This window comes from Micromonospora sp. NPDC047753 (genome assembly GCF_040642735.1).
GTDB lineage: Bacteria > Actinomycetota > Actinomycetes > Mycobacteriales > Micromonosporaceae > Micromonospora.
This window is the reverse complement of the sequence record NZ_JBEYSL010000003.1, coordinates 22,391-45,442: the sequence shown is the minus strand read 5'-3', so window position 1 is coordinate 45,442 and position 23,052 is coordinate 22,391. Positions and strand designations below refer to the sequence as shown.

Sequence of the window (23,052 nt, the reverse complement as noted above, 5' to 3'; positions counted from 1 at the left end):
CGACACCCGCGCAGTAGCCGCGGGGCTTGGCCAGGAGCACGCGCTTGCCGGTCCGGTGAGTCGCCTGAGCCTCAGTCACCACCCCATCGTACGTGCCACCCCTCCACCCGCCACCGGCCCGCGCCCCACCCATCCCTGCGTTGATCATGAAGTTATTGCTGCGACACGCCGGCACGGAGGGCAATAACTTCATGATCGACGGGCCAGGCGGGGGAGGTCCGTAGGGTGGGCGGGTGAGCGAGGGCGGGCGAGTGGGAAGCGGCGGGGCCAGCGGCGGGGGCAGCGGGGCGAGCAGCGCTGAGGAGCCTTGGCCGGTACGGGTGGTCAGCCAGAAGGTGGGGGCCTGGATCGCCAAGCTGGGCTGGGTGTGGGTGGACGGGCAGGTGGCGCAGATCAGCCGCCGCCCCGGGGCCAGCACTGTCTTCCTCACCCTGCGTGACCCATCGGCCGATCTGAGCCTGACCGTCACCACCAACCGGGACGTCCTGGACTCCGGCGCGCCGGAGCTACGCGAGGGCGCACGTGTGGTGCTGCACGCCAAGCCCGAGTTCTACGCCGCCCGGGGCACGCTGAGCCTGCGGGCCGACGAGATTCGTCAGGTGGGGCTCGGGGAGCTGCTGGCCCGACTGGAAAAGCTCAAGAAGCTGCTCGCCGCCGAAGGGCTCTTCGACCGCGCCCGCAAGCGTCGACTGCCGTTCCTGCCCGGCCGGATCGGGCTCATCACCGGTCGCGCGTCGGCGGCCGAGCGGGACGTGCTGACAAATGCCCGGCGGCGCTGGCCGGCCGTGGAGTTCCGGACGGTCAACGTGGCAGTGCAGGGCCCGTCCGCGGTGCCACAGATCGTCGACGCGCTCAAGGTGCTGGACGCCGACCCGAGCATCGACGTGATCATCATCGCCCGGGGTGGCGGCGGCATCGAGGACCTGCTGCCCTTCTCCGACGAGGCGCTCTGTCGCGCGGTGTTCGGCTGTCGTACGCCGGTGGTCAGCGCGATCGGCCACGAGACGGACGCGCCCTTGATCGACTACGTCGCCGACGTCCGCGCGTCGACCCCGACCGACGCGGCGAAGCGGGTCGTCCCCGACCTCACCGAGGAGGTACGCCTCATCGGTCAGGCCCGGCACCGACTCGAACGGGCGGTGCGCAACCTGGTCGACCGGGAGACGCACCGGCTGGACGGGCTGCGTTCCCGACCGGTGCTGGCCCGACCCCAGGTGATGGTGGAGCATCGGGCGACCGAGCTGACCGCGTTGCGTCAGCGGGCCGGCCGCTGCCTGGAACACCGGCTCGGGGCCGCCGAGGATGACCTGCGGCACACCCTCGCCCGCCTGCGCGCCCTCTCCCCCGCCGCCACCCTCGACCGGGGGTACGCGATCGTGCAGCGCGCGGACGGCCACGTGGTCCGCGCGGCGGCGGAGGTCGGCAAGGGCGACCCGCTGCGGGTACGACTGGCCGACGGCGAGCTGGCCGCCACTGTCGATGGCTGAGTGGCGACGCGGCACGGTGGGGAATGGTGTGCTGAGATGAACGCGATGACTGATGACACGAAGGCCGGGCCGGACGAGCGGCTCAGTTACGAGCAGGCCCGCGCCGAGCTGGCCTCGGTGGTGGAACGGCTGGAGGCCGGCGGCACGTCCCTGGAGGAGTCGCTGGCCCTCTGGGAGCGCGGCGAGGCGCTGGCGGTGATCTGTCAACGCTGGCTGGATGGTGCGCGGGCGCGGATCGACGCCGCCCGGCAGGAGCCCGCTTCCTGACCGACCGCCGGTGGGGCGGCCGGAGCCGCCCCACCTCGGCACGTCAGTTGAACAGGCTGTACAGCTCGGCCGGCGCCTCGACGACCTGGTCCGCCGGCGGCTTCTGCGCGGCGGTGGCGGCACCGTAGTCGGAGTACGTCATCTTGATCTCCTGGGCGGTGGTCTGCCCGGCGGCCGGCAACTGCAGCACCAGCTCGCTGAGCCGGCCCTGCGGGTCGACCTTCGCGGTGAACGGGACGGTCTTCGCCTGGGTGCCCAGCGCGGCGATCGTGGCGGCGTTCAACGAGCCCGCCTCGGCGGCCTTGGTGACGTCGATGGTGCCGGCGTACGCGCCGGTGCCGGTGCTGCGCACCTCGGTGATGCCCTGGGTGAGCACCGCGCTGCCGGCCGGGTCGACCTTCTCGAAGTCGAAGCCGAGGCTGCGGTTGCCCTTGATCCGGGTCTGGTCGAGGTGCTGGTACTTGCCGAGATTGAGCTGCTTGATGGCGGGCAGGCTGTTGGCGGTGGGGCCGCTCAGCTCCAGCTTGACCCAGCTGTCCGGCTTGAAGTGGATCACATCGAGCTTCATCGCCAGGTCGGACGAGGGGCCACCGATCGCAATCTTCATCGCCGCGCTCTGGCTCGGCTGGTGCACGAGCCCCTCCGCCGTCGAGCCGGCGCCGGCCAGGGTGAACCGGAAGTTCCCGTTGCTGATCTCCTTGGTGGAGTCGAGCAGGGCCTGCTTGGCGTCGCCCGCGACCGGAGCACCGGACGGGCTCGCCGTCCCGGACGCGCTCACCGTCGGGGACGGCGTCGATCCGGCGGTGCCGGTTCCGCTGGCGCAGGCGGCCAGTGCGGGCGTGATCAGAGCGGCGGCTACCAGGCCGGCGCCGAGTCGTCGAACAGTCATACGTGTCTCCCAAGGGGGTCACCCGACGGCCTGGACGGCGCCGGAAACTCCGGCGACGCAGCAGCACCGTCGGCTGCGTCGCGCGACCCGGGCCGAGCAACGCGCCCGGATCACCCCCTCCTTCTTCCCTGTCGACGCGTCGGACAATCACCCTTCGGGCCAGTTGCCCAGATTCAGCGCCGACGGGGCCATTCCACCGGGTCCGGTCAGCGCAGCGAGCCGGCCAGTTCGCGGAGTTCGTTGTCCCGGGCGTCGCCGACGACGATCACCGTGCGGGTCGGCTCCAGCAGGACCAGCGCCTGCTGGTTCCCCCGGGCCGTGTAGAGCTGCCAGGCGCGACCGGCCAGCTCGGTGGGGCCTTGTGGCTGGCCCTGGCTGGTCAGCTCGGCGGGGAGCAGACGGTCCGCCGGGACGCTGCTCTGCAGCAGTTGGACGCCCCGCCCCTCCGGCGTGAGGTAGCCGAGTCGCAGGTTCGCACCGCCCTCGACGGTCTGGTAGCGGGCGCTGACCGTCTTCCAGTCGGCGCCGAGACCCTGCGGCTGGCTCACCGGGAAGACGTTCGCCGAACGTGCCTGCTCGATGGCGGGCGCAGGATCGACTGTGGTGGCCTGGTCGCCGCCGAGGAATCCCCGGTAGAACGCCAGGAGCAGCGCGATCGGGACGAGCAGCACCAGCAGCGAGATCGCCATGTCCTTCGGCGACCGCTCGGACTTGCCGGACACCGCCGGCGGCGCTGGGGTCGGGTCGGTCGCGGCGGGCTCACCACTGCGGCCGGCGGGGACGTCGGCCGGCGGCTGACCGTCGGGCGGCGTGCTGTCGGCGGGTACGCGGTCGGCAGGCTGTGCGGGTTCCACCCCGTTATCTTCGCAGCCGCCCGACCGGCGGTATCCAGGCCATCACCGCCCCGCGCCGACGCCCGGTCGGCCATCGTGTGAGGATCAGCGACAAAGCCGGCAGTGGGGGCCTCCCCGCCACCGGTCGTCCCCGCACCGTCGCGAGGAGGAGTAGCCGTCATGACGAACACCAGGACGCGGATCCCACAGGATCTCGACCGAAACCTTGCCCTCGACCTGGTCCGGGTCACCGAGGCCGCAGCGATGGCTGCCGGCCGTTGGGTCGGTCGGGGCGACAAGGAGGGCGGCGACGGGGCCGCGGTCGACGCGATGCGCAAGCTGATCAACTCGATCCAGATGCGCGGTGTGGTGGTGATCGGCGAGGGCGAGAAGGACAACGCCCCGATGCTCTTCAACGGCGAACACGTCGGCGACGGCACAGGCCCGGAGGTGGACGTCGCCGTCGACCCGGTGGACGGCACCACCCTGATGAGCAAGGGCATGCCGAACGCGGTGGCGGTGCTCGCCGTCTCCGAGCGCGGTGCGATGTTCGACCCCAGCGCCGTGTTCTACATGGAGAAGCTCGCTGTTGGGCCCGCGTACGCCGACGTGATCGACATCAACGCCGGTGTCGCGGAGAACCTGCGCCGGATCGCCAAGGTCAAGGGCACCGACGTCTCCGAGGTGACCGTCTGCGTGCTGGACCGGAGCCGTCACGACGACCTGGTCACGCAGATTCGCCGGACCGGGGCGGGGATCCGGTTCATCTCCGACGGCGACATCGCGGGCTCGATCGCGGCGGCCCGGGGCGAGTCGGACGTCGACGTCCTGATGGGCATCGGCGGCACCCCGGAGGGCATCATCTCCGCGTGCGCGCTGAAGTGCATGGGCGGTGCGATGCAGGCCAAGCTGTGGCCGCGCGACGAGCAGGAGCGGGAGAAGGCGATCGCCGCCGGGCACGACCTGGACCGGGTGCTGGGCACCGATGATCTGGTCACCGGCGACAACTGCTTCTTCGTGGCGACCGGGGTCACCTCGGGCGACCTGCTGCGCGGGGTGCGTTACCGGGCGGGCGGCGCGTACACCCAGTCGATCGTGATGCGCTCGAAGAGCGGCACCATCCGGGTGATCGACTCGTACCACCGGTTGGAGAAGTTGGCGCTCTACTCCGCCGTCGACTTCGACGGTCGTCCGCTGGCCGAGCAGGAGTGACAGCCGCCGACACGGCGACCCCGCAGACCCTGTCGGCCGCCCGCCGGATCACCGGCGTCGCGCTGGCGTCGGCCTCCGGGGTCGCGGTGGCGGTGCAGTCGCGCATCAACGGCGAGCTGGGGGTACGCCTCGACGACGGTTTCGCCGCCGCGGTCGTGTCGTTCGGCATCGGTCTGCTGGTGCTGCTGGTGCTGGTGCCCGCGACCCCCGGTGGTCGGCGAGGGCTGGTCGCGACGCGGCGGGCCCTGCGGACCGGCACGCTACGGCCCTGGCAGTGCCTCGGCGGGATGTGCGGGGCTTTCCTGGTGGCCACCCAGGGCCTCACGATCGGCACGTTGGGCGTGGCGGTCTTCACCGTGGCGGTGGTCGCCGGCCAGACCGGCAGCAGCCTCGCCGTGGACCGGGCCGGAATCGGGCCGACCGGACGGCAGCCGGTCACCCGGCAGCGGCTGGCCGGAGCGGTGCTCACCGTGCTGGCGGTCGGCCTGGCGGTCGGCGACCGTCTTGGCGACCTGGGCGCGCTGGCGCTGGCCCTGCTACCACTGCTCGCCGGGGTGGGTATCGCCTGGCAGCAGGCCGTCAACGGTCGGGTCCGGGCGGCGGCCGACAGTGCGTTGACCGCCACGCTCGTGAACTTCGCCGTCGGCACCGCCACCCTGCTCGTCGCGTTCGCGATCGACATCGCCGTACGCGGCTGGCCCGGCGGTGAGCTGCCGTCCGAGCCGTGGCTCTACCTGGGCGGCCCGATCGGCATCGTGTTCATCGCGATCGCCGCCGCGATCGTGCGCTTCACGGGTGTGCTGCTGCTCGGTCTGGCCACCATCGCCGGGCAGATCGTGGGCGCGGTCCTGCTGGACCTGATCCTCCCCACAGCGGCCTCGCACCCGGGTGTGAACACCCTGCTCGGGGCCGCGCTGACAATGGTGGCGGTGCTGATCGCCGCGCTGGCGCCGCCCGCCCCCCGCCGCTGACCGGCCCCCGCCGGATCACTGCTGCGGGTAGGGCGGATCAGGCACCGTCGGCGGGCGCGCGGGGTAGGGCGCAGGCGGATAGGGCCCGTACGGCGGATAGGGCGCATAGTGCGGGCGCGGCGGGTACCGGCGCTCGAACGCGCGGGCCGGGTCGACAAGCCCCGCGATCCGGGTGGCCAGCAGCACGCCCGGCACCAGGGCCAGCAGGGCGATCGCCACCGCGAACCGGGTCCGCGACGGGGTGCCGTACAGCCAACCGACGAGCGGCAGCCCGGCCAGGAACGCGGTGAGGAGAAGCCCGGTGATCACCCACCTGATCCACTGACGCAGAGCACCCTGGTAGGAGGCTCGAACGATCATGGCCACCGCGGTGAGGACGCCCACCGCCAGCACGAACGGCACGGCCATGAACGCCAGCATGTCGTCGTCACGCTCCCACGCCGCGGCCAGCACGATGCCCGCCACCAGCAGTGCCCCGCTGCCAGCGATCCCCCACCAGCGCGGGCCTCCACCACGGCGGATAGCCAGGTGACCGGCGAGCGCGGCGACGGCGCAGCCGAGAGTCAGCGCCAACGCGACGGCGAGCAGCAGGTCCGTCCCGCGGTCACCGGGCCCGCCACCGCCCAGTCGGGGCGGATCGGTCCACGACATGGCGCTCTGCCCCTCCTTGAAGAGGAACCCGTCGCGCTGCCACGCACCGTCGGGCAGGCGGCGCAGAAACCCGTCCCGGCCGTTGGCGACCAGCACCTCGTGACCGCCCCCGGGATGGGGGTAGACGACCAGGTCGCGGGAGGCGAAGTGGCGCTGGACATCGCCCGGGTTCGGCGACCGGCGGGCCAACTCCTCCCGCTGCTCGTCGGGCACCTCCCAGGCCACCCTCCAGGTCGCACCGGCGTCGTCACTCTCCTCGACCCGCAGGTGCCCGGTGACGACCCGGTAGCAACGCCGGGGCTCATCCGGAGCGCACGCCTGCTGCTGCCCGGTCTCCTGGCGGGACAGCCGCTGCTTCTCGTCATCGGTGGCGGGCCGCCAGGTGGTCGCGCCGTCATCGCTGACCGCCCACTGCCCGTCCGACGGGCTGGTCGGCCAGTCCGACGCGCTGTAACCGCTGCCGACCGAGATCGCCGGTTGGCCGTCGAGCATCGCGGTGCCCACCGCGTACGGGTAGTGGATCGCACTGGTCGCTGCCACGGCCAGCACCGCCGGTGGCAGCACCACCAGCAACCGGACCAGCCGGGCGGTCCGTCGGCGCACCGGGCGGCGACGTGACCGCGTCCAACTCCACCAGGACAGGCATAGCGCCGGCAGGGTGAGCAGGTCGGTCCGGTCGGCCCGGACCAGCGACGGCCCGGCCAGCACGGTCCAGGCCGAAGAGGCGAGTTCGGCGGCGTACCCACTGGATTTGACGACCGCGAACCCGGCACCCACCGCGACCAGGCCGGCCAGCGCGGCGGCCCGGGACGGCAGCCGTGGCACCAGGAGAGTCAGCAGCACCGCGACAAGCGGTGGTGCCAGCACCAGGCCGGCGACGTCGCTCAGTTTGCCGGTCACCGGGCCAGGGAAGGCCACCTTCAGCACATGGTCGTTGACCAGCAGCAGGACCAGCGCGACCAGGGTTGCGGGGTGGCAGAGCCAGGACAGCGTGGTGGGCGCGCCGTCCCGCGGTGTCTCGGGACCCGTCATCCTCTCAGGATCCGGTCGACCAGTCTCGATCCGGACTCGGGTCGGTCTGGGTCAGATACCGACGCTCAGCCGGCGTCGGAGGAGTGCCCGGGGAAGAGGTGTGCGCTCGGGTCGATGGCCACTGCCGCGTTGTTGACAGCCGTCGCCGCCTCACCGAAGCCGGTGGCGATCAGCCGGACCTTGCCCGGATATTCGGTGATGTCGCCGGCCGCGAAGACCCGGGGCAGGTTGGTGGCCATCGCGCTGTCGACCAGGATGTGCCGGCGGTCCAGCCGTAGCCCCCACTCGGCGAGCGGGCCCAGGTCGGCGGTGAAGCCGAGGGCGGCCACCACGACGTCCACCGGCAGCGTCTCGGTCGCGCCGCCGCGCACTGTCACCTCGGCACCGGTCACCGCGCCGTCCCCGAGCAGCCTGGTGACCTCGGCGTTGACCACCACCCGCACCGGCAGGGAGAGCACCCGGGCGACAGTCGAGGCGTGGGCCCGGAACTTCTCCCGGCGGTGCACCAGGGTCACCGACCGGGCCAACGGTTGCAGCGCCAGCGCCCAGTCGAACGCGGAGTCGCCGCCACCGACGATCAGCACGTCCCGATCGGTCAGCTCGGTCGGCTCGGTGACGAAGTAGAGGATCCCCGAGCCGGGGGCGCCGTCGGCGCACGGCAACGGCCGAGGGCTGAAGCTGCCGAGCCCGCCGGTGACCACGACCGCGCCGCACGCGAACTGCTCGCCACCGGCCAGGCCGAGCACCGGGCGGCCGTCGGCGTACGCGAGCTTCTCCGCCCGGGTGCCGAGCAGGTACTGCGGATCGAACGGTGCCGCCTGGGCCACCAGGTTGGCCACCAGGTCGCGGCCCTTGACCGCGGGGAAGCCGGCGACGTCGAGGATCAGCTTCTCCGGGTACATGGCGGTGACCTGGCCGCCCGGCTCGGGCAACGCGTCGATCACCGCCACCGACAGCCCGCGGAACCCGGCATAGTAGGCGGCGAAGAGGCCGGCCGGACCGGCCCCGATCACGGCGACATCGACCTCGCGCATGGCGTACCGTCGCTTTCCGCTCACGGATCAACGCTTGCTGATCTCGACCGTAAGCGGGCGGCGACGGTCGGGCAAGCATGTCCCAGAGGCGCGCCGGAGAATCGCCTCAGGGCAGGCTGAGCGTGGAGCCCGAGTAGTCCGGGCCGCCCAGTGCGGGTCGCCGCCGACGGAACAGGATCGCCGCCACCACCCCGCCGAGCAGGCCGAACAGGTGCCCCTGCCAGGAGATCCGCTCGTCGGTGGGGAGGATGCCGACCAGTTGCCAGCCGTAGAGCAGACCGACCAGGAGGAAGACCGCGAAGTTCCACCAGCTGCGCTCGACGATGCCTCGGGTGAGCAGGATGCCCAGGTAGCCGAAGATGACACCGCTGGCGCCGACCACCACCGAGTTGGGTGAGCCGGTGAACCACACACCGAGGCCGCTGACCAGGATGATGACCAGTGTCGACCAGAGGAACCGGCGGGCGCCGGCGGCGAGGACGAAGGTGCCCAGCAGGATCAGCGGGATGCTGTTGCTGTAGAGGTGGTCGAAGCCGTGGTGCAGGAACGGGGAGAAGAAGACCCCGTCCAGCCCTTCGATGCGCTGCGGGATGATGCCGGCGGTGGCGTCCAGGCCGAACGCGAGCCCCTGGTCGACGGCCTCGATGAGAAAGAGGAACGGGACCACCGCGCACATGGCGACGAACGCCCGGCCGAGTGAGGCGTAGAACGCCTCGGTGCCGAACCGGAACGGGTCGCCGCTTGACGGGTGCAGGGTCACTCCACAACTGCTATCAGCAAAAGCGGCCGACCGCCACTCACGTCCCGTTCGAGTACGCGCGAAGGCGGGGCGGGTGGAGAGCCACCCGCCCCGCCTTCGAGAGCCGTCAGTAGTGCCCGTTGTTCTGGAAGTAGGTCCAGGCGCCGCAGGGCGTCTTGTACCGGCCCTTGATGTAGCCGAGCCCCCAGATGATCTGGGTGGCCGGGTTGGTGCGCCAGTCGGACGCGACCGAGGCCATCTTGCTGCCCGGCAGGGACTGCGGGATGCCGTACGCGCCGGACGAGGAGTTGTTGGCCTTGTGGTTCCAGCCGCTCTCCTTGGTCCAGAGCTTCTCCAGACAGGGGAACTCCGCGATGCCGAAGCCCTTGTCGATCATCAGGGCACAGCCGACCTTGCGGTTGCCGCTGTATTCCGCGCAGGACGCCGGGATCGGCCCGTCGTACGGCTTGGCGGGTGCGTTGGCGGCGGCGCGCTCGCGCTTACGGGACGCCGCGGCGGCCTCGGCCCTGCGGGCCCGCTCGGCGGCTTCCTTGGCGGCCTGCTTCGCCCGCAGCTTGGCCTGGTATTCGGCGGCCCGCTGCTTGGAGAACTGCACCTGGTGGGCGGCCTGCCGCTCGCGCTGGTACGCGAGGTCGGCCCGGTCGACCTCGAGACTGACCTGCTCGGTCAGACCCTGTTGCTGGGTTTCCCGGTCTTCGCCCAGGTAGAAGCCACCGGCAACGCCCACGGAGAGCAGCGCGACAGCAGCCGTACGGGCGCCCAACCGGCTCCACAGCCGACTCACGAAGTGGTCCCTTCGTCGGGAGCAAGGACGCGGCGCGGCGCAGACCACAGGTGGACCGTCAGCCGTGCCACGAGCGCCCCGACCGGTTGCCGGTCGCGCCGACGCACCGACCTTCGCCGATGTCGTCCGTCTCGCGACGTTCGATCACCAACGATTCCGGTGGTGCGTGGACGCTCGTGGGACACGATTGCGCACAGTGAGGCTGATGGGAAACCAACCAGGCAGTTTGTGATCTGCGCCACACCGATAATGCGGACAAAAGCCCCCATTATTACCCGTCAGATCGGGATGTCCTCCAAGAGGTCCGTGACCATCGCCGCGATCGGAGATCGCTCCGAACGGCTGAGGGTGACGTGCGCGAAGAGCGGATGACCCTTGAGCGCTTCGATGACAGCCGTCACCCCGTCGTGCCGGCCGACCCGCAGATTGTCCCGCTGGGCCACGTCGTGGGTGAGCACCACCCGGGAGCCCTGCCCGATCCGGGACAGCACGGTCAGCAGCACACCGCGCTCCAGCGACTGGGCCTCGTCCACGATCACGTAGGCGTCGTGCAGGCTGCGTCCGCGGATGTGGGTCAGCGGCAACACCTCGAGGATGCCCCGCGAGGTGACCTCCTCCAGCACGTTCTCGTGCACCACCGCGCCGAGCGTGTCGAAGACCGCCTGGGCCCACGGCGACATCTTCTCCGACTCCGAGCCCGGCAGGTAGCCCAACTCCTGGCCACCGACGGCGTAGAGCGGGCGGAACACGATCACCTTCTTGTGGCGGCGGCGCTCCATCACCGCCTCCAGCCCGGCGCAGAGCGCCAGCGCCGACTTGCCGGTGCCGGCCCGGCCACCCAGTGAGACGATCCCGATCGACTCGTCCAGCAGCAGGTCGAGGGCGACTCGCTGCTCGGCCGAGCGGCCGTGCAGCCCGAACGCCTCCCGGTCGCCCCGAACCAGACGTACCGACTTGTCCGGCAGCACCCGACCGAGTGCGGAGCCACGCCCCGAGTGCAGCACCAGACCGGTGTGGCAGGGCAGCCCGGCCGCCTCGTCGAGGTCGAGCGTCTCGCCGGCGTACAACTGGCCGATCTGCTCCTCGCTCAACTCCATCTCCGACATGCCGGTCCAGGTCGGGTCGCTGGCCTGGCCGTGGCGGTACTCGTCGGCGCGCAGTCCAACCGAGGCCGCCTTGACCCGCAACGGCATGTCCTTGCTGACCAGGGTCACCTCCCGCCCTTCGGCGGCGAGGTTGAGCGCGACGGAGAGGATCCTGGCGTCATTGCTCTCGTTGCGGAACCCGGGCGGCAGAACACCGTCGTCGGTGTGGTTGAGCTCCACCCGCAGGGTGCCGCCGACGTCGTTGGCGGGCACCGGGCGGTCGAGTCGGCCGTGCCGAACCCGCAGGTCGTCGAGCATCCGCAGCGACTGCCGGGCGAACCAGCCCAGCTCCGGATGGTGCCGCTTTCCCTCCAACTCGGTGATGACCACCAGAGGCAGCACCACTTCGTGCTCCGCGAACCGGTGAAACGCCGCCGGGTCGGAGAGCAGCACCGACGTGTCCAGGACAAAGGCCTGGCCGGCTGGTCGTGGCTCCTTGGGGTCGGCCGGCGCGGCGGCCGCCGAACGGCGGCTCCTGGTGGCTCGGCGGGGCGTGGCAGTCGCGGCCGGGGTTTGGTCGGCACCGGCGATGGTACGGCGAGTCGTCACAGGCCTGCTCCGACGGATGGGCACCCGCCACCCGTGTTCCGCCTCCTCCGGTGCCCGGGGACACGGGGTCGGATGCGGAACCCCATGCGCGAGGTCGCAGATCCGGGCGGACCGGCTGGCTCGGGAGAACCCCGTGCCATGCCTAGACGCTAGCCCCGCCGGACCTTCCCGGCTAGGGGCCGAACGTGGATCTCCCAAGACGCGCTCGTGAACAGCGCTCCGTCGACGCCCGCACCAGTCGAAAGGCACTGTCGCGCACGCGGCGGACCCGGCCGGGATGCATGCCCCCTGCGCGCATCCCGGCCGGTGGGGCCACCGTCACCGGTCTGACGTGGCCCCGACGGTGCGTGTCCGCCGCGGACGACGCACCGCGCTCGTGGCGCCGGTCGGCGGGGCAGGCCCGCCGACCGACCTCAACCGGTACGTCGGACGAGCGTGCCGGTCGGGTGCCGCCCGGTGATCGGGGCGGCCGGCGCGCTGAACGACGAGCCGGTGTACGTGGTGCCGGGGCGTTCGACAGCACCGGCGGTGCGGACCACGCCCGCCGGCGAGACCGACAGGGCCGAGGCGATCGCCGCCTGGGCGTCCCGACGACGCCGGTTCCAGGCGCCCCGGTCACCGTCGAAGTAGCCCTGCCGGTAACCGAAGCGGTAGCCGATGCGGTAGCTGAGCTGCCCGTGCAGCCGGCCGGCCGCGTAACTGGTGGCACCGAGCACCAGGACGAGGAACACAGCGAGAAACGGGCTCATCGGGCAGCTCCGGCCCAGCCGGGACGCCAGGTCATCGCTCCTCCGGCTCGATCGTGGTGGGGTCGGCGACGAGCAGCCGGTCCAGGTCGTCGGTGCTGACCTCCTCGACCAGCTCGACGCTGATCCGGCAGCCGTCCAGCACGACTTCGGCCATCGAGGACCGACGGATTTCGCCGCCGGCGTCGTAGACCCGGACGCTCAGCTCCGGGCAGCCGAGATGGGTACGCCAGGCGTTCCACTCGGCACGATCACCGACGCTCAGCGACAGGTAGCGGCAGCCTCGGGCCAGATAGAGGCGCCAGGGGGCGGTCAGCCCCGCGGCGACACCCTCGGCGATCAGCCCGAAGGCCTGGGCGCGGGTGGCGAGCTCGGTCACCACGACCCCCTGGCACCGGGGGCGTGACGCATGTGAGCACCAATCGTCTCATGCACGTGACACACCGTAGATTGTCCCATGGGCGTGACAGTATCAGCTTTTCGTCCGCTTACGTTTGCCACGACGTTCATCTATTCTGCCCGCGTGACACCCCTCAACAGTGGCACTGACTCGTTTACCGGAAATCCGAACCCTTCGTCACGTCCGCGTGACAGTGGCGAGCCGGGGCGCGCACCTGTAGCCGGCTGGTCGTACCGTCACGGAGTGACCGAGACGGCCAATGCGCGGAAGATCGCCTTCGCCACCTTCGTCAGGCGGGCCCTGGACGAGGCGCGGGCGACCCGAGCCTGGAGCGGCACCGAGGTGTCCCGGCGCACCGGCGTCTCCCGGCAGACCATCAACCGCTGGGTCCGGGGCGACTGGGCCAGCGACCCGGAGGCCGAACGGGTGGTCGCCTTCTGCGAGGGCCTGGGGTTGAACCCTGCCGCGGCCTTCGCCGCACTCGGCTGGGACCGCGCCGCAGCCGGCCCCCGCACCGGCCAGGCCGCCCCGCCGATGGACCCCGACGTGGAGGCGCTGCTGCGCCGTCTGGTCGATCCGCAGGTGTCGGACGCGGAGAAGTTCCACATCCGGGAAACCATCAGATACCTCGCATACCGCCCAACGCTGCCGGTCGATGTCCGAAAAAGGGGCAATCAGGCAGGCTAGTTCCTCAGATAGCGAAAGAACGCCTGGTCAGGTTCATTCGTTTGCCTCCGGGGCTGGAACGGGCACGCTAGCGTCCCTATTCGTACTGCTTGGGCTCGTCATCGGCGGGGGGACGGGACAAGGCCGAACCCAGCCCTGCGGGACAGAAGGAGGGGTCTGTCCATGACCCTGAAGTGGTTGGCAGTCGTGGTCGCAACGGTGTCGGTGACACTGTGGGCGACCGGCAACACGGTGACCCTCGCGGTCGACGGCGGGCAGCTGCCGCTGCTCGTCAACCTCTTTGCGCTCATCACCGCCGGCACCGCGGTCGTCCTGGCCGTCGTCGCCGAGCTGCACGAGCGTTTGAACAACCGAATCAGCGCGCTCACCGAGTTCCTGGTGGCACGGCTCAACGAGATCGACAACCACACCGGCGATCGCAACACCGGGTTCGTGGAGGGCTACCTGTTGAGCCACGGCCAGGAAGCCGCGGTGGTGCCGTTCGGCCGGCGCGGACGAGGAGCCGCCGAACGCTGATCGCTTACCGCTCAATGGGTCCGCTCGGCCAGGAATGAGCCTGGATCGCCGGGGTACGCTGACGCGCGTGCCGCCGTTGAATCTGGGAAATCAACAGCCGAGGACCCCGTTGAACGCCGACCAGGCCTGGCGGGTAACCGCCAGCCGGGCGGCCGGGACCGTGCTCTTCTTCGACTTCGACGGCACGCTCGCGCCCGTCGACGACGATCCGACCGCGGTACGCCCGGCGCCCAAGGCGTTGGCCGCGATCGAGGCGCTCGCCCCGGTCGTGCAGCGGGTCGCGATCGTCTCCGCCCGACCCGTCGAGTTCCTTCGGGATCAGCTCGGCGGGCTCGCTGGCGTTGACCTCTACGGCCTCTACGGGCTGGAGCACAGCCATTCCGGCGGCGAGACAGTCACCGAACCGGCCGCGCTGCCCTGGGTGCCGACCATGTCGGAGCTGGCCGACCTGGCTCGGGCGGAACTGCCACCCGGCACGCTTGTGGAGTACAAGCGGCTCTCGGTCGCGCTGCACTGGCGTACCGCCCCGCAACTCGGCGCGACGGTGCAGCAGTGGGGGCAGGCGCAGGCCGACCGTCTGGGGTTGCGCTCGCAGGCCGGGCGGATGGTGCTGGAGCTCAAGCCACCTGTCGACCGGGACAAGGGCATGGTGATCGGCGAGGCGATCAAGGGTGCCACCGGCGCCTGGTACTTCGGCGATGACGTCTCCGACATCAAGGCGTTCGCCGCGCTGCGCGCTCGCGCCACCGCCGACCCGGACTTCCTCGGCGTCTGTGTGGCGGTGGCCAACCCGGAGACCGGCCACGAGGTGGCCAACGCCGCCGACCTGACCATCGAGTCGCCGGCCGCCCTGGGTGACTTCCTCACCCGGGCGCTGACCCACCTGTCCTGAACCGACCTGACCCCAGCGGCGGCCGACGGCGTCGCCGCCGGGTCAGGCGCCGTAGCGGCGTTGCCTGGTGGCGTACGAGCGCAGGGCCCGCAGAAAGTCGATGTGCCGGAAATCCGGCCAGTTGAGCTCGCAGAAGTAGAACTCCGAGTGCGCGGACTGCCAGAGCATGAAACCGGAAAGCCGCTGCTCGCCGCTGGTGCGGATGACCAGGTCCGGGTCGGGCTGGCCGCGGGTGTAGAGGTGTTCGGCGATGTGCTCGACGTCCAGCACCTCGGCCAACTCCTCGATCGTGCCTCCGGTGGCGGCGTGCTCCAGCAGCAGCGAACGGACCGCGTCGGTGATCTCCCGGCGGCCGCCGTAGCCCACCGCGATGTTGACCTCCGCGCCACCGGTGCGCTCACGGGTGCGCTCCTCGGCGCCCTTGAGTGCCGCCGCAGTCTGCGCCGGCAGCAGGTCAAGCGCTCCGACGATGCGCAGTCGCCAGGGGTTGCCCTCCTCGGAGAGCTCCACCACCAGGTCCTCAATGATCTTGAGGAGTGGGTCCAGCTCGGCGGCCGGACGGCGCAGGTTGTCGGTGGCCAGCAGGTAGAGGGTCACGTGCCCGACGCCGGCCTGGTCACACCAGCCGAGGACGTGCTTGATCTTCGCCGCGCCGACCCGGTGCCCGTCGTTCGGGTCGACGAAGCCCATCTCCCTCGCCCATCGGCGGTTGCCGTCGCACATCACCCCGACGTGCCGGGGCACCGGCTTACCCGCGAGCTTCGCCGTGAGCCGGCGCTCGTACACGGAGTAGATAAGGTTCCGCAGCGTCATCACCTAGCAGCGTAGCGACCCTTGCGCCAGTTCACTGCCTCGGAGCCCCATCCCCGCCGCCCAGACCGACACCGATCAGGGCGAGCGTACGAGCGGTGAGGCGTCCGTCACCCAGCCCCAGCTCGACCACGTCGTAGAACACCCGGTCGTCCCGACGGGCGGCCCGGACCGCCGCGTCCACCACCCGACGTCGCCGGGCCAACCACGCCGCTACCGAACTGTGCCGCAGGTGGGTGCCGAGGCGGCGACGCAACCCGTCGGCGTAGCGGCCAGCCGCGCCTTCAGGCGACCGGGCCGCCGCCGACCCGGCGAGCGCGCCGGAGAGCAACGCGTAGAAGATCCCCTCCCCGGTGAACGGGTTGATCAGCGACAGGGCGTCCCCGGCCAACAGGGTGCGTCCACGCCCCGGCGACGGCCGGTGGGTGGAGAGCGGCAGGTGATGCGCGCGCAACGCGGTCACGGTCGCCAGATCGGTGCCGGGCAGCAGCGCGGCCAGCCGGTCCAGCAGGTACGCGCGGCTCAGTGGCTCACCGCGCAGGACCTCCCCGTATCCGACGTTCGCCCGGCCGTCACCGATCGGGAACGACCAGGCGTACGCCGGCCAACGCGCCTTCGAGGTGACGATGAGCTGCTCGGACGGGCCGGGCAGAGCCGGGGCGTACCCCCGGATGGCCAGCGCGAGGTGTCGGTCGGGGTTCTGCGGATGGCCGAGCGCCCGACGTACCACCGAGCCGGCGCCGTCCGCGCCGATCACCACCCGGCCGGACACCTGCCCGTCGAGCACCACCCGGTCCGCGCGCGGTTCGACCTGGCGCACCGTGTGCCGGCACAGCTGCGCGCCGGCGGCCACCGCGGCCGCCACCAGCCGCGCGTCGAAAACCTCCCGGGGCACTGTGTACGCGGGTCGGGGCAGCGCCCGAGCGACCGCACCGCCACCCGGCGAGACCATGCGTAACGCCGGCAGTGGCGCGTAACCCGCCACCGCCTCGGTCACCCCCAGCTCGGCGAGCACGTCCACCGAGTGCGCGGCGATCCCGTCACCGCACGCCTTGTCCCGGGGAAAGTCGGCCCGGTCCAGCAGCAGCACGCTGGCACCGGCCCGGCGCGCCGTCAGCGCGGCTGCCGCCCCGGCCGGTCCCGCCCCCACCACCACCACGTCGAACTCGTCGCCCACCACGAGCCTCCTCCCAGTCCGCCGCGTCGCGGCCGCTCCCGCCGGGCGACCCGGTCGGCCCTGCGGCCGACCGCCGCGACGATTTCCGCAGCTCGCCCCGACGTCGACACTGTGACCGACGCCACCCGCCATCCTGCCCCCTGGCCGCCCGCGAAGAACGCTCCCGCACCCGGCCGGCCAATCTCACCCACCCCACCTTTGCTCTGCACCCGCGGATGCGACGGTTACCGTCCGCGACTGTCGCCTATTGGGGTGCAGAGCAAAGGACGGTGCAGAGCAGACGAGGGGATGGGCAGGTGCTGGGCCGCGGTCGGCCGCCGGGTCGGCACCCGGCGGCGTCGGTGCGGGGGCTCCGCCGCGGTCAAGGTCGGGGTTCAGGTCCGGCGTCGTCGGGGGCGCGAGCGGCGCGGCGAAGGCCGTACAGGGTCAGCCCTGCCGCCGCCACCAGGGGGCCTCCGTCGCGGACCAGGCCGTCTACACCCAGCAGCCACCAGCACAGCGGCAGATCCACGGCGAGTACGGCCACAGTGACGACGACCAGCAGGCCACGTGCCCAGTCCTTGCCCCGCATCAGGAACGCTGTGCAGAACAGCACCGCGTAGCTGGCCGTGATGCCCGCACCGAACCAGAACAGCACGGCCGGCACCGCGGTCAGTCGACCATCCAGGATGGAACCGCCGGCGACCAGTGCCGGCACCAGCATCAGCGGGCTGTAGGTGAAGGCCGCCACCCGGCTGGTCAACAACCAGGCACTGGCCTGTGGTCGGCGTGGCGGCGTCTCCCGCCAGGAGATGCCGTCCCGGTCGATGACGAGGCGTGGACGGTGCCGGACCAGGTGCGCTGCCAACGCCGACGAGCGGTAGAGCAGCCAGACCACCGCGACGCAGAGCGCCGTGAGAATGGCGAAGCCGAGCAGGCCGGGCAGCGGCGGCACGCCCTGCCGGGGCACGATGAGCCGGCCGACCGCGAAGATCGTGGTGACCGCGAGGATCAGCCCGAACGGGCGGGCCGCCGTACGACCCCGTCGCACGTGGCCGATCAGCAGCAGGAAGCCGAACGAGCGCAGCATGGCCCAGCCGGTCCGTACCGCGAGCCCGAATCCCTGCTCCGGGGCGTACCACCAGTTGAGCAGCTCGACCACGACGGTGGCCGCCGCCGTCGTCGCCAGCAGGATGGTGAGCACCCGGACGGCGGACGGCCGCCGGACCTGTGTCTCGGCGGCCGTCCTCATGAAATCCGATGTTGCCCGCGAAGGGTCTCGTTCACACCTACCGCTGCGGTTGCGCAGCGTCCAGGCGGGCGCGCAACGCGTCCAACTCGGCCCAGAGCACGCCGGGCAGCTTGTCACCGAACTTTTCGAACCACTCGGTGATCATCGGCAGCTCGTTACGCCATTCGTCCGGGTCGACCTTCAGCGCGATCCGAACATCCTCCGGGGTCATGTCCAGGCCCTCGACGTCCAGGGCGTCCGGCGCGGGGACCATGCCGACCGGCGTCTCGACCGCGTCGGCAGTGCCCTCGATCCGCTCGACGACCCACTTGAGCACCCGGGAGTTCTCCCCGAAGCCCGGCCAGAGGAACGAGCCGTCCGGGTCCTTGCGGAACCAGTTGACGTAGTAGATCTTCGGCAGCTTCGCCTCGTCGCCGTCGGTGCCCTTGCCCATCTCGATCCAGTGCCGGAAGTAGTCCCCGGCGTGGTAGCCGATGAACGGCAGCATCGCCATCGGGTCCCGCCGGACCACGCCGACGGCGCCGGACGCGGCGGCGGTGGTCTCCGAGGAGAGCGTGGCACCCATGTAGACGCCGTGCACCCAGTCGCGGGCCTCGGTCACCAGCGGCACGGTGTCCTTGCGGCGTCCACCGAAGAGGATCGCGTCGATCGGCACGCCGTTCGGGTCGAAGTACTCGTCGGCGAGGATCGGGCACTGCGTGATCGGGGTGCAGAACCGGCTGTTCGCGTGGGAGGACAGGCTGTCGCTCTCCGGCGTCCAGTCGTTGCCCTTCCAGTCGATCAGGTGTGCCGGCGGCTCGCCCATGCCCTCCCACCAGACGTCGCCGTCGTCGGTCAGGCCGACGTTGGTGAAGACGGAGTTGCCCCGGTCCAGCGTGCGCATGGCGTTGGCGTTGGTCTTCCAGTCGGTGCCGGGCGCGACGCCGAACAGGCCGTACTCGGGGTTGACGGCGTAGAGGCGGCCGTCCGGGCCGAACCGCATCCAGGCGATGTCGTCGCCGATGGTCTCGACCTTCCAGCCGGGAATCGTCGGCTCCACCATGGCGAGGTTGGTCTTGCCGCAGGCGGACGGGAAGGCGCCGGCGATGTGGTAAACCTTGCCCTCCGGCGAGGTGATCTTGAGGATCAGCATGTGCTCGGCGAGCCAGCCCTCGTCGCGGCCCATCACGCTGGCGATCCGCAGCGAGTAGCACTTCTTGCCCAGCAGCGAGTTGCCGCCGTAACCCGAGCCGTACGACCAGATCTCCCGGCTCTCCGGGAAGTGCGAGATGTACTTGGTGTCGTTGCACGGCCAGGCGACATCCTGCTGGCCGGGGGCGAGCGGCGCGCCGATCGAGTGCAGCGCGTGCACGAAGTCCGCGTCGTCGCCCATGGCCTCCAGGACCCGGGTGCCCATCCGCGTCATGATGCGCATCGAGGCGACCACGTACGGACTGTCGGTGATCTCGACACCGAACATCGGGGACTCGGCCTCGACCGGCCCCATGACGAACGGGATGACGTACATGGTGCGACCGCGCATGGAGCCCCGGTACAAATCCGTCATCGTCCGCTTCATCTCGGCCGGCGCCATCCAGTTGTTGGTGGGGCCGGCGTCCGCCTCGTCGACGGAACAGATGTAGGTGCGTTCCTCGACCCGGGCGACGTCCGTCGGGTCGGTGCGCGCGTAGAACGAGTTGGGCTTCTTCTCCGGGTTGAGCCGGATCAGGGTGCCGGCCTCGACCAGCTCATCGGTGAGGCGGCGCCACTCCTCGTCGGACCCGTCCACCCAGACGACACGGTCGGGGGTGGTCAGTTCCGCGACCTCACGGACCCAGGCGAGCAGTTTCGGATGGGACGTCGGGGCCTGATCGATACCCCGCACAACAGCCGGAGCAACCATGACACATCTCCTTGTGGTCGACGCTGACCGATCTATGGGATGCACGAGACTCAGCGGCGCGATGCGTCGCCTTCGTGGAAACCTGGGATTGGCCTCAGCGTAAACCGGGCAGCCTTCCGAGTCAGTGGGACAGGTTGTGAAGAACTGCACAAGCTACGGCCTCGCTGCGGCATCACGAGCTGATACCCGCTTTCCCGCGCAGTTTCACGCAAATCTTGTTGTGCACCCCGGCGGACGCTTGTTGCGGTCGGGCCGTTGACCTGCCCCGCCGACCGATGCGGTGATTCCCGTTCCGCAGCGGCTCAGTCCTCCCAATTGGTTACGCTCTGTGCAGTGGTTACGTACACGGCGCTGGGCCCCTCCGGGAGACCACGCCCGCTTGCCGTTGCTACCCCTCTGACTGGCCGGCAGCCGGTAGGCTCCCCCCGTGGCCGCCACGATGACCGGGGAACAACCGGGTCCCCGGCAGACCCGACGGGGTCTCGTCGGCTTACTCCTCGACCGCTTCGGTCACCTCATCCGCGAGATGGGCAAGTTCGCCACCGTGGGTGGTTTCGCGTTCCTCGTCGACTTCGCGCTCTTCAACTACCTGACGAGCAGGCACGGCGTCGAAGAGTTGACGGCGAAGACGATCTCCACGGTGATCGCGGCGTCCGTCGCCTTCGTGGGCAACCGGTTCTGGACGTGGCGGCACCGTCAGCGCAACAACGCGGCCCGCGAGTACGCGCTGTTCTTCTTCTTCAACGCGGTCGGTCTCGGCATCACGGTGGCCTGCCTCGCGCTCAGCCGCTACGGGCTCGGGGCCATCTGGCCGGACGTGTTCCAGACGCGCCTGGCGGACAATCTCGCCAGCTACATCGTCGGTACGGGATTCGCCACGCTGTTTCGATTCTGGTCGTACCGGCGGTTCGTCTTCGTCGAAGCGGGAACCCCGACCCTTCCGCAGGTGGATCCCGACCGTGACCACGGGGCGTGACCTGCCGCCCACCTCGTTCGGCCGGTGATCGCCGGCCGCACCGACTGCCCTAAGGTGTTTCGCATGCGTCTTGTCCGCCTGCTGCCTGAGCGCTGGCAGAAGTTCATCCACGAGGCGCTCAAGTTCGGCATCGTCGGCGGCATCAACACCGTCATCAATTACGCGGTGTTCAATGCCCTTGCACTGACCGTTTTCGTCAATGGTCAGTTGAAGGCGACAGTGATCGCGACGATCGTCGCCACCATCACGTCGTACCTCATGAATCGGCACTGGACGTACCGTGATCGCCCGAAATCGGCGCTTCGCCGGGAATATCTGCTTTTCTTCCTATTCAACGGCGCTGGCCTGCTCATTGAGCTGGGGGCTGTGGCGGCGGCGAAGTACGGTCTCGGCGTACACGGCCTGCTGGCACTGAATCTGGCCAAGACCGTCGGCGTCCTGCTGGCCACGCTGTTCCGGTTCTGGTCATACCGCACGTTCGTCTTCCAACCCGTCGCGCCGGCCGAGGACGAGCCCGCGAAGCCTGACTCCACCTGGCACAGCATTCCGCGCGACGAGTGGGACACCATGGCGGAGATGGACCCGGTCGCCGAGTTGGCGGAATCGGTGTCCGAGCTGGAGGAGGCGGAGTCGGCGCAACGCACCGACCCGCCAGCCGGCGCACCGACGCAGGGTCGGCTCCCGCGGCTGAGCGTCAGCCCCGCCGTCGACCTGGACGCGGAACTCGCCGCGGAGCTGCACGTCGGCACCCGTCGCGCGCCCCGCCGGTGACGACCCCCGACGCCCGCTCCGGCACGGGGCGACCCGCCGAGCTGTTCTTCGAGGATCTCGTCCCGGGGCTCACCGTCGACCTCGGCGTGGTCACCGTGGACGCCGACGAGATGGTCGCCTTCGCTCGCCGCTTCGACCCGCAGTGGTACCACGTCGACCCCGACCTGGCTGCGGCGAGCCGACACGGTGGTCTGATCGCCAGCGGCTTCTACACGGTCAGCCTGTTCATGCGCGCGTACGTCGACCACCTGCTGTCCCGGGCCGCCGCAGACGCCTCCCCCGGCCTGGAGGAGCTGCGTTGGCTCGCCCCGGTGCGGGCCGGCGACCGGCTCGCGGTCCGGGTCGACGTGATGGGAGCCCGGCCGTCGACTGCCCGCCCCGGGCTCGGCACCGTCAGCCTCACCGGCACCATGCTGCGCCTCGGCCCGGACGACCGGCCCGAGCAGGAGGTGCTGCGGACCCGCTTCCGTGGCTGGTTCGCCGTGCGACCGGTCGAGGCCGACCCCGCCGAAGCCAGGCCGACCGACGCTGACCGGCCCGCAGCTGACCAGCCCGACAGCGGCCCGACCGCAGCAGACCCGTCCACCGTCGGGTCGTCCCAGACCGACCCGACGAAGAGCAGCGGCCCACCCGACTGACCCGCCCCCGACGGTGTGCCAGGGGCGGGTCTCCACCGGCCCGGATCAGGTCGTGGTGTCGCGAAGCGGCTTGCCGTCCTGCATGTCGGCGAGCATGTCGCGCATCTCGCCATCGCCCAGCGAGTGCTTGTCGTGCTGTGCCTCGACCAGCTCGTACAGGGTGGTCTGCACCTTCCCGACGTCCGGCACGTCGGCGAGCACCGACTGGCCGCGCTCACCGGCCGACTCGATGGTGAGCGTCCCGCAGCCGAGCAGACGCTCGACGAAACGCTGGTTCATCGAGTGGTCGTTGACCCGGGCGAGCGGAAGGTCCCGCCGGTCCCGGGAGAGCACACCCTGCTGAAGCAGGACTCGCTCGTTCGTGAACAGGTAGTGGGTGGTGCGCCAGACCAGGAACGGCCACAGGCCGAGCCAGAGCACCGCGACCAGGGCGATCGCCCCGATCACGGCCAGCGCGACCGAACCGCCGCCACTCTCGGGCAACAGGAGCACGCCGACCACCACCGCGGCGATGGCCAGCACCAGCACCGCGATCGGCCGGATCAACGCCTTCCAGTGCGGATGCAGGTGCAGCACGACGTGCTCGTCCTCGGTGAGCACGTCCTCGGGAAACGCCACGGGAACCTCCAACGCGATTTTCTGGACGCGCAGACGGTAAACCCCCCAGGCCCCACCACAACATCCGCCGCGCGGGCCCACTCGGCTCTACGTG

24 protein-coding genes and 1 pseudogene are annotated in these 23,052 nt (G+C 70.8%); 10 read left to right on the top strand and 15 right to left on the bottom strand.

All coding sequences use genetic code 11. The features are described 5' to 3' along the window. Positions 1 to 418, bottom strand: a pseudogene (locus ABZ749_RS00680) (hypothetical protein); the annotation flags it as partial. Here ABZ749_RS00680 and xseA point away from each other — a divergent pair. Then, positions 321 to 1,487, top strand: coding sequence for an exodeoxyribonuclease VII large subunit (gene xseA / locus ABZ749_RS00675; protein ID WP_357202769.1), 1,167 nt, complete (start codon positions 321 to 323; stop codon positions 1,485 to 1,487). The pseudogene ABZ749_RS00680 and the gene xseA overlap by 98 nt on opposite strands. 45 nt (positions 1,488 to 1,532) lie before the next feature. Then, on the top strand, positions 1,533 to 1,754 hold the full coding sequence (locus ABZ749_RS00670; protein WP_030328827.1) for an exodeoxyribonuclease VII small subunit: 222 nt from the start codon (positions 1,533 to 1,535) through the stop codon (positions 1,752 to 1,754). 43 nt (positions 1,755 to 1,797) lie between these two features. On the opposite strand, the gene ABZ749_RS00665 is transcribed toward ABZ749_RS00670, so the two are convergent. Together ABZ749_RS00665 and ABZ749_RS00660 are read right to left on the bottom strand one after the other, a co-directional pair. Next, positions 1,798 to 2,643, bottom strand: coding sequence for a hypothetical protein (locus ABZ749_RS00665; protein ID WP_357202747.1), 846 nt, complete (start codon positions 2,641 to 2,643; stop codon positions 1,798 to 1,800). Between the two features lie 206 nt (positions 2,644 to 2,849). Continuing rightward, positions 2,850 to 3,497 (bottom strand): DUF4245 domain-containing protein, encoded by a 648-nt coding sequence (locus ABZ749_RS00660; RefSeq protein WP_357221198.1) that lies wholly within the window; start codon positions 3,495 to 3,497, stop codon positions 2,850 to 2,852. A gap of 159 nt (positions 3,498 to 3,656) precedes the next feature. Here ABZ749_RS00660 and glpX point away from each other — a divergent pair, with 159 nt between their 5' ends. Continuing rightward, positions 3,657 to 4,688 carry a class II fructose-bisphosphatase gene (glpX, locus tag ABZ749_RS00655; protein WP_238661612.1) on the top strand — a complete coding sequence of 344 codons (1,032 nt, stop codon included), beginning with the start codon at positions 3,657 to 3,659 and terminating at the stop codon, positions 4,686 to 4,688. Next, positions 4,685 to 5,659 (top strand): DMT family transporter, encoded by a 975-nt coding sequence (locus tag ABZ749_RS00650; RefSeq protein ID WP_357202754.1) that lies wholly within the window; start codon positions 4,685 to 4,687, stop codon positions 5,657 to 5,659. Before glpX ends, ABZ749_RS00650 begins: the two co-directional genes overlap by 4 nt. Positions 5,660 to 5,674: 15 nt before the next feature. Here ABZ749_RS00650 and ABZ749_RS00645 read toward each other — a convergent pair whose 3' ends face one another. The 7 genes from ABZ749_RS00645 to ABZ749_RS00615 form a co-directional block, all read right to left on the bottom strand. Continuing rightward, positions 5,675 to 7,342 (bottom strand): hypothetical protein, encoded by a 1,668-nt coding sequence (locus ABZ749_RS00645; RefSeq protein WP_357221195.1) that lies wholly within the window; start codon positions 7,340 to 7,342, stop codon positions 5,675 to 5,677. Positions 7,343 to 7,407: 65 nt separating this feature from the next. Further along, positions 7,408 to 8,376 (bottom strand): NAD(P)/FAD-dependent oxidoreductase, encoded by a 969-nt coding sequence (locus ABZ749_RS00640; protein ID WP_357221211.1) that lies wholly within the window; start codon positions 8,374 to 8,376, stop codon positions 7,408 to 7,410. A gap of 106 nt (positions 8,377 to 8,482) precedes the next feature. Beyond that, on the bottom strand, positions 8,483 to 9,136 hold the full coding sequence (locus tag ABZ749_RS00635; RefSeq protein WP_355009440.1) for a rhomboid family intramembrane serine protease: 654 nt from the start codon (positions 9,134 to 9,136) through the stop codon (positions 8,483 to 8,485). Positions 9,137 to 9,242: 106 nt separating this feature from the next. Continuing rightward, positions 9,243 to 9,920: a lytic transglycosylase domain-containing protein gene (locus tag ABZ749_RS00630; protein WP_357221191.1), complete on the bottom strand. Its 678-nt coding sequence runs from the start codon at positions 9,918 to 9,920 to the stop codon at positions 9,243 to 9,245. Positions 9,921 to 10,198: 278 nt separating this feature from the next. Then, positions 10,199 to 11,614 carry a PhoH family protein gene (locus tag ABZ749_RS00625; RefSeq protein WP_357202766.1) on the bottom strand — a complete coding sequence of 472 codons (1,416 nt, stop codon included), beginning with the start codon at positions 11,612 to 11,614 and terminating at the stop codon, positions 10,199 to 10,201. Between the two features lie 413 nt (positions 11,615 to 12,027). Beyond that, a complete protein-coding gene (locus ABZ749_RS00620; protein ID WP_357198029.1) occupies positions 12,028 to 12,363 on the bottom strand; it encodes a hypothetical protein in 336 nt (111 codons plus the stop codon). Positions 12,364 to 12,394: 31 nt separating this feature from the next. Further along, a complete protein-coding gene (locus ABZ749_RS00615; RefSeq protein ID WP_110562608.1) occupies positions 12,395 to 12,739 on the bottom strand; it encodes a hypothetical protein in 345 nt (114 codons plus the stop codon). Positions 12,740 to 13,003: 264 nt separating this feature from the next. Between ABZ749_RS00615 and ABZ749_RS00610 the strand changes: the two genes are divergently transcribed. The 3 genes from ABZ749_RS00610 to otsB all read left to right on the top strand — a co-directional run bounded on the left by ABZ749_RS00610 (position 13,004) and on the right by otsB (position 14,855). Next, complete coding sequence (locus tag ABZ749_RS00610) at positions 13,004 to 13,447, top strand: XRE family transcriptional regulator (RefSeq protein WP_091394342.1); 444 nt, start codon at positions 13,004 to 13,006, stop codon at positions 13,445 to 13,447. A gap of 162 nt (positions 13,448 to 13,609) precedes the next feature. Beyond that, positions 13,610 to 13,963 carry a hypothetical protein gene (locus tag ABZ749_RS00605; protein ID WP_210784414.1) on the top strand — a complete coding sequence of 118 codons (354 nt, stop codon included), beginning with the start codon at positions 13,610 to 13,612 and terminating at the stop codon, positions 13,961 to 13,963. A 67-nt stretch (positions 13,964 to 14,030) separates the two neighbouring features. Further along, a complete protein-coding gene (gene otsB, locus ABZ749_RS00600; protein ID WP_357198025.1) occupies positions 14,031 to 14,855 on the top strand; it encodes a trehalose-phosphatase in 825 nt (274 codons plus the stop codon). Between the two features lie 42 nt (positions 14,856 to 14,897). Here the strand turns inward: otsB and ABZ749_RS00595 are convergent, their stop codons facing one another. The 4 genes from ABZ749_RS00595 to ABZ749_RS00580 form a co-directional block, all read right to left on the bottom strand. After that, complete coding sequence (locus ABZ749_RS00595) at positions 14,898 to 15,668, bottom strand: isoprenyl transferase (RefSeq protein WP_091394347.1); 771 nt, start codon at positions 15,666 to 15,668, stop codon at positions 14,898 to 14,900. A gap of 31 nt (positions 15,669 to 15,699) precedes the next feature. Then, positions 15,700 to 16,842: a geranylgeranyl reductase family protein gene (locus ABZ749_RS00590; RefSeq protein ID WP_357221189.1), complete on the bottom strand. Its 1,143-nt coding sequence runs from the start codon at positions 16,840 to 16,842 to the stop codon at positions 15,700 to 15,702. 361 nt (positions 16,843 to 17,203) lie between these two features. After that, entirely contained in the window at positions 17,204 to 18,073 is an 870-nt protein-coding gene (locus ABZ749_RS00585; protein ID WP_357221187.1) for a hypothetical protein, read from the bottom strand. Positions 18,074 to 18,110: 37 nt separating this feature from the next. Then, a complete protein-coding gene (locus tag ABZ749_RS00580) occupies positions 18,111 to 19,955 on the bottom strand; it encodes a phosphoenolpyruvate carboxykinase (GTP) (RefSeq protein ID WP_357221185.1) in 1,845 nt (614 codons plus the stop codon). 427 nt (positions 19,956 to 20,382) lie between these two features. Between ABZ749_RS00580 and ABZ749_RS00575 the strand changes: the two genes are divergently transcribed. The 3 genes from ABZ749_RS00575 to ABZ749_RS00565 all read left to right on the top strand — a co-directional run bounded on the left by ABZ749_RS00575 (position 20,383) and on the right by ABZ749_RS00565 (position 22,340). Then, entirely contained in the window at positions 20,383 to 20,931 is a 549-nt protein-coding gene (locus tag ABZ749_RS00575; protein ID WP_357221183.1) for a GtrA family protein, read from the top strand. 63 nt (positions 20,932 to 20,994) lie between these two features. After that, complete coding sequence (locus ABZ749_RS00570) at positions 20,995 to 21,702, top strand: GtrA family protein (RefSeq protein ID WP_357221208.1); 708 nt, start codon at positions 20,995 to 20,997, stop codon at positions 21,700 to 21,702. Continuing rightward, positions 21,699 to 22,340: a MaoC/PaaZ C-terminal domain-containing protein gene (locus tag ABZ749_RS00565; RefSeq protein ID WP_357221181.1), complete on the top strand. Its 642-nt coding sequence runs from the start codon at positions 21,699 to 21,701 to the stop codon at positions 22,338 to 22,340. The genes ABZ749_RS00570 and ABZ749_RS00565 overlap by 4 nt, the downstream gene beginning before the upstream one ends. Positions 22,341 to 22,385: 45 nt before the next feature. On the opposite strand, the gene ABZ749_RS00560 is transcribed toward ABZ749_RS00565, so the two are convergent. Beyond that, the gene (locus ABZ749_RS00560) at positions 22,386 to 22,958 is read right to left on the bottom strand and encodes a PH domain-containing protein (protein WP_357198008.1); all 573 of its coding nucleotides are present in this window, start codon (positions 22,956 to 22,958) and stop codon (positions 22,386 to 22,388) included. Positions 22,959 to 23,052 lie beyond the last annotated feature (94 nt).